Below are 6,538 nucleotides of genomic sequence, written 5' to 3' on the forward strand. Positions count from 1 at the left end.
TTTGTCTCATCAAGACAATATCACACAAGAAAAAGATACTACACTCTATCCACATTCTTTTCTTAATCACGATAACATAAGCTCTGCTTTTATAGAGGAGTTATTGAAATTAGAATATTCACAAAGTGTTAAGTATTATATAAGGGGGATTTGGTAATGTTTTGGTATTATCTTTCAAATACGCCATTTTTAAAAAAGCATCAAACTTTTTTGCGAGTATTGGTTAATATTTTTAGATTCTATTTTCTTGTTGTAATTTGTATTGATGTTTTTGGTTTTTTGTTTTTGCAAATTTATTTCAATAAGAATATATATGGAACAATGGCATACATATACAATATGTCGGACATTGAGAGATTTTTTCTTATACATTCTTTTTGGCTATTAGTTTTTCTTTTAGTGTTTGAAATAGTAATTATTTTTATAGCTATGGCTGAGAATGCAAGGAATAATTACTACAGAGGAGAAGTCTTATTACAAGTTATACAAGAAAAATGGAGGTTTATTATCCCCATAGCAATGACTTTTAGTTTTGGCATTTTTGCACTTCTCGTCACATTAAGTTTTCACCCAGCTTTTGGTATCAGTGTGTTTTTACTATGCTTTAAACTTTTACTTGACCCGCTCATACATTATGTGGCATTAACTACCAATGGGGTATTAATCTCAAGGGTTTTTAATGATACATTTTTCCCATTTGATAAACTCTATCCATATAGTGATAAGGAAGTAAAACTATTTTTAAAAGACTCAGTTTTTTCTCTTAAGTTTTCAAATACTACAGATGAAAACTTTGTCATAAGCCTACAATGCGCTTATAGCAACCTTGAAGCCCTTATAAATCTCTACCAAGAAAAAACCAAAGAAGTCCAAAGAACATAAAATTACATAAAGGATTCTCATGCAAACTAATGCTTTGTCTCATCAAGACAATATCACACAAGAAAAAGATACTACACTCTATCCACATTCTTTTCTTAATCACGATAACATAAGCTCTGCTTTTATAGAGGAATTAGCAAGTTTAGAATCTATGCAAAATAATATAAACTATACAGAAAGGATTGCATAATGTTTTTGTATTTTTTATGGTATCACCCAGCCCCAGTATTTAAAAATTTCGGAAAATTTTTGTACACAATGTATCGCATATCTTTCTTCTTTGTTGGGATACCGATACTCATAGTAGTCTTTGGCAATCTTGCCCTTATAGTCTATACGAAGAAAAATACAGTCTTACAAGCACAAATTATCCATAATCTCCCTTTTATTGTTAAGATATTTCTTATACATTCTTTTTGGTTTGTTGTTGTATATTTTATTTTGAACATTTTTATTTTATTTTTTACTCCTACTTTTGCAAGAGCAAAAAACCACAATATAGGTAAGATTCTTATGGAAGTAAAATGGCAAAGGTGGAGATTTGCAAGTTTGATGTGTCTCTCTCTTTTGTTTGGTCCTCTAAGTTTTATTATGTTTGCTGGGTTGCTAAAAATGTATGCTGTTGGTTTGACATTCTTATTGATATGTCTATGGTATCTATTAACTCTTATAGCTCAAAACTCCCTTAGTATCACAGAGGAGGGCTTACTGATTGGGCGAATCTTTAGTGATGTCTTTATCCCTTATAAGAATCTCTATCCTTTAAGTGAAAAGGATATACAAGAAGCCTTAGACGACAAGGTAATAAGAGTCCGCTATGGTAAAGAAAGCGACTATACTATTATATATTTTGATTTAATTGTCAGAAATGGACATCAAGTCTCAGAAAACTTTATGAATCTCTACAATGAAAAAGTAAAAGAATTTAGACAAAATCACTCTAAGGATTCTCATGCAAACTAATGCTTTGTCTCATCAAGACAATATCACACAAGAAAAAGATACTACACTCTATCCACATTCTTTTCTTAATCACGATAACATCAGCTCTGCTTTTATAGAGGAATTAGCAAGTTTAGAATCTATGCAAAATAATATAAACTATATAGGGGAGATTCTAAAAAGTTATATTGCAGGAGATTATGGATTTAATGTGAAAATTACCATTGATGGCAAGGATATAAAAGATGAACTATATCAAAGAATGCTAAAAGATTATCGATATGTCAAAGATGAAAGAGTAAAGAAAAAGATAGAAGAATACGCACAAGCAAACAAAGAGGATAGACTAAAGCTTACCCTTGCTTGTTTGGCTATGGTTTAAAAGGAATAAGATGAATACTAAAAGACCCTTTGACCCACTTTTATTTAATGGCTTAGGAAGCCAGAGAGATAGGAAGTGGAATCATATTTTGTATTCGGTGATGTCTATAAATGGGGCATTTTCCATACCAATAGGACTTTATCTTTTGGATGGTATTCTTGAAAAATGGTATTATCACGATTGGTTTCTTATCTCTTATGTGCTGTGTTTTTTAAATTTTCTTATCTTTTTTGCCATTTGGTGCTACCTGCATATCTGCCTATTTAAACACACGCGAAAACACAAACACATAGACAAAAGCAATCCTATTTTAGTCTGCGAATATCAAGGTGGCTTTAAGAATTATTGTGTATGGACTCTAGGATTTTTATATATTTTTGTTATATATTCCCTTGCGTTTGTTTTATCAATATTCGCACCGCCATTTATTGTTATTGTATTATTTCATATTTTTATAAGCAAACCATTTCTACTAAAAAGGATTTTGTTATTTGAAGACTATGTTATTTTAGAGTATAGAATCTTTGGGAATCTTAAGCTAAGTAGAGAAGGATTAGCATTGATGGCGATACCAAGACCATCAAAAAATTTAGCATTTGCGCGACCACAATTATTTGTTCAAGATAAATATCCACACATAATGGCCAATTTTTGCACTCGCTTTAATCCCTTTGGAATGAGTAATGTGAATGCTCTAATACAAGAGTTAGATTCTCAAATGGGATATAGTGCTTATGAAATGACAAAAAACAAAAAGGTATTTACAACTGATATAGATTGGAATTGTTTAAAAATTTATTTATAGGAGTCAAACAATGGGTGAAATTTATAGCATAGCTGCAGTAGTATGTGTCCCAAGCAATAGACTTATCACTGATGAGAATGGAGAGCAATTCTATGAATGTATGACACAAGAGGAGTTAGAAAGAATCACGCAAGAAAAATATAAAGATACTCTAAAAACTTATCTTTTCAATGCTTTAAGTATGATGGATTCTACTATAAGCACCATTGCGACAAGCATAGAAAAGGGATTGCCTATTCAAGTAAAGATTATATTTACTATCAAAGATTCTCTAAAGGGCTCTGTGCTTAACATGGATAATCAAGATTTAAGTGTGAGTGAAAAGATAGTATTAGGTGCGGTTACTATTGGGATAGGGATTATTTCTATCTTGACTTTGCCAGAAAATATAATAGGCATTATCGTCAGTCTTATAATCTCTTATATTACCACTTGGCTTTTAACTCGTATTTATACGCTACTAAGAGACACAACCCTATACCTTTGGCAAGAAGCTAAAAACTTAGCAAACTCCACTTGGCAAAATATAATGTCTCTTATAGAATCTGATGAAAGAAGTCTAGAAGCAAGAAAAGAGGATATGACAAATAAAATAGCCGATGAGATACTCAATCTCCAAGAAGTGTCAGATGAGAATTTTATAAAAAACATTTCTCAAGAAAATCACGATGATTTAATCCAACTTTTATGTCAGCAAAAAACTAATGCAGGGGATATTCATCAATATTTAGAATGCTCACATTATTTAGATAGAGCAGATTCTAAACATACAGAATCTAGCCAATCAGACATTCCCCTCCACACAGCTCCCAATACTATCCCCATACACCTACAAGCCCAATGTATCAATCACAAAGATGAGCCTTTAGTCAATAAAGAAATCTATGTCTTTAGTATGGATATACACCACTTTGTAGAGAGGGTAATAAGTGATGACAAGGGTATGATAGAATGCAATAATATCCTAGTCTATGACAATGGCTCTTTATCGCAAGTGTATTTTGTGCTAAAGCAATTAGGGCTAGATGAGGAACAAAAGATAATACATATCCAAATATCTCCTAGACTAGACATAAGCCCTGCGTATAAAAAGCAAGGTAGCCTAGAGGGCTTAAAGACATTGCATTTTGCAAAGGATATACCAAAGCATATAGCACAACACGACAAGATAAACGCTCAAGTAAGAGTAAGTGCTATACACAAGATTGACACAATACAAGCACATAATGCTACGCAATGGGCTATACCTCTTAGCCTAAAGGCAGAATATATTATCAAGGATAAGACAAAAGACATAAAAGAAGCACAAAGCCTCATAGCACAATATCGTCATAATACCAAATGGGGCTATATGGTGTTTGAAAAACATCAAGACATACATAAGGAGTTACAAAAGCAAGGAATCATGCTAAGCCCCACGCAACTTAATACTCAAGGGGAATATGTGAGCATACCAATAAAAAAAGATTGGGAAGGTAAGAATATAGCTATCTTTGCCTATCTCAAAACGCCTTCTAAATCTGTGAGATATGATATAGAACATTATAGAGCTATGCCTCTATCGCTACAATATACTGGCAAGTCTTTAGATTTACTAAGTTATGGACAAATACTAAAAAGCTACAAACCCTCTCAAACCAAAAATGAATATATGCGAGGACATGGACATATAGAGCTAGAGCAAGGAGCAGATACTAATGCAATAAGTCTTGACACAGGCACATATATGATAGCAAAAACATATATACAATCTACCCTAATCCTCACAAGCAATAAACACAGAATCGACACACCACATCTTTTAGAAGAATTCTCTCCCCTAGTCTTCGAGTGCATGAACAACAAAGAGAGATTCTATATATCCTATAACGCTAATCACAATAACCTTAATCTTATCGAATATAAAGCTTTGCAAAGACCTATCAATCTCAAATCTCCGCAAATCAAAGAACATATCAAAATATTTTTAGAATCTAGGAAGTTTTTTGAGGATTTACATACTATCCATACAATAATGCAAAATAAAGGACTCAATACTTTGGTGCTAGAGGTGAAGCAACAGAATTAATATAAAGCTAAGAATATTTAGAAGATATAAATTATGTATAACAATACCATTATAAATGGCTTGTTAGAGCAAGGCTATAATGAAATAACCCTCTCTAATATCAAAGACAAAGAACAAATCTATCTTCATGCACAAAGAGATTATGATGAGATAATAGAGCATAACTTCACTCAAAGGATTAAACATAATAAAGATTCTATAGTCAAAGGCAACTACACAGAATCTATCAACAAATATCATAAACAAGAAATACTAGGAGTAAAAGATGTAAGAGTAGGAGCAGAATATCTAACCAATGTAGCACTCTCTAAAGATACCATAGTAGGAGGAAGTCATACTCTTAATATAGGGATAGATAATAAACTCAGAGTATTAAAGAATAGTAGTGAGTATGTAGGTGGGGATAAAGAGACTAGCATACAAGGCAATACAATAGAATCTATTCATGGAGAGAGAATAGAGAATGTGAGAGGAGAATCACAGATTCACATACAAGGAAGTTTCACACAGAATGTGGAAAAGGAAATATTTATAGATGTGCAACAAAATCTTTCAACTAATGTCAAAGACAATACAGCCTTTAGCTCAAAATCTATGCAACACAATGTAGAGGAACAATATTCACTTCAAGCTGACAATGCTACGCTAGAATTACAAAGTGATTGTATCACACAAGCAGGAAATGAAATCACCCATAAAGTAGGCGAAGCTACTATCACAATTTCAGGTGATAAAATAATCTTAAAGGCTGGAGGAGTAGAAGCAATATTAGATTCTAATGGACTTGTAGTCAAAGGTGGAGAGGTGAAGAGTGAGTAAAATTGTAGCACATAAAAACATAAATCTTGTTTATCATAATAAGGCTTGATAAATGTATAAAATCGTTGCATATAAAAATAATATTTTTCTCTTTTTACAATCCTATCAAGAATCAATAAAAATATTTTATGCTTACTTAAGACAAGGATAGATAGATGGTTGATACTAAAACGATAAAATGCTATGTCAAAGTTACTTGCAATAATAATCCTATAAAAGGAATAGAGGTAAGCACCAATAATCCAAATATCAAATCTAGCAAGACAGACAAAGATGGTATCATAGAGCTAGAGGTTGATAATGATAGAGCAAATAAAGTGATTATCCTTAATATCAACAATGATGAATATACTATGCTCACTCAAAGATGTGTATCTACAGGACACCAAACAAGAAAAAACCTTTTTTCACTCAAAGTTACACAATCTCGTGCAAATATCACAAAACTAAGAATCTATAAAGAAGAATTACAAGATGATAATACCACCAAGCAAATTGATATTTATGTAGCACAAGTTACCTTAAGGGATTCGAATAGCACTCAAACAAACCCTAATCAATCTAGTAATACAAACAATCAAGATTCTAACCCTCCTCCTCAAATCATATTCCTTGAAGTCAATCTCACACAAGCTAATGC

General features: G+C 32.1%; 8 protein-coding genes. All 8 read left to right on the forward strand.

What is annotated here, in order from left to right; genetic code table 11:
• The first annotated feature begins 156 nt into the window (after positions 1-156).
• On the forward strand, positions 157-882 hold the full coding sequence (locus tag CQA53_RS09770) for a hypothetical protein (RefSeq protein WP_115543808.1): 726 nt from the start codon (positions 157-159) through the stop codon (positions 880-882).
• A 19-nt stretch (positions 883-901) separates the two neighbouring features.
• Entirely contained in the window at positions 902-1,072 is a 171-nt protein-coding gene (locus CQA53_RS12420; RefSeq protein WP_181882419.1) for a hypothetical protein, read from the forward strand.
• Positions 1,072-1,845: a hypothetical protein gene (locus CQA53_RS09775; RefSeq protein WP_115543809.1), complete on the forward strand. Its 774-nt coding sequence runs from the start codon at positions 1,072-1,074 to the stop codon at positions 1,843-1,845. Before CQA53_RS12420 ends, CQA53_RS09775 begins: the two co-directional genes overlap by 1 nt.
• Positions 1,835-2,206, forward strand: a complete 372-nt coding sequence (locus CQA53_RS09780) for a hypothetical protein (protein WP_115543810.1) — start codon at positions 1,835-1,837, stop codon at positions 2,204-2,206. Before CQA53_RS09775 ends, CQA53_RS09780 begins: the two co-directional genes overlap by 11 nt.
• Positions 2,207-2,216: 10 nt before the next feature.
• On the forward strand, positions 2,217-3,011 hold the full coding sequence (locus CQA53_RS09785) for a hypothetical protein (protein ID WP_115543811.1): 795 nt from the start codon (positions 2,217-2,219) through the stop codon (positions 3,009-3,011).
• 10 nt (positions 3,012-3,021) lie between these two features.
• Positions 3,022-5,079 carry a hypothetical protein gene (locus CQA53_RS09790; RefSeq protein ID WP_115543812.1) on the forward strand — a complete coding sequence of 686 codons (2,058 nt, stop codon included), beginning with the start codon at positions 3,022-3,024 and terminating at the stop codon, positions 5,077-5,079.
• A gap of 33 nt (positions 5,080-5,112) precedes the next feature.
• Entirely contained in the window at positions 5,113-5,898 is a 786-nt protein-coding gene (locus CQA53_RS09795) for a bacteriophage T4 gp5 trimerisation domain-containing protein (protein ID WP_115543813.1), read from the forward strand.
• Between the two features lie 155 nt (positions 5,899-6,053).
• Positions 6,054-6,538 (forward strand): hypothetical protein (locus CQA53_RS09800; protein ID WP_147290026.1); only part of this gene is annotated, 485 nt, incomplete at its 3' end.

Origin of the sequence: Helicobacter didelphidarum, assembly GCF_003364195.1 — a bacterium.
GTDB classification, from domain to species: domain Bacteria; phylum Campylobacterota; class Campylobacteria; order Campylobacterales; family Helicobacteraceae; genus Helicobacter_A; species Helicobacter_A didelphidarum.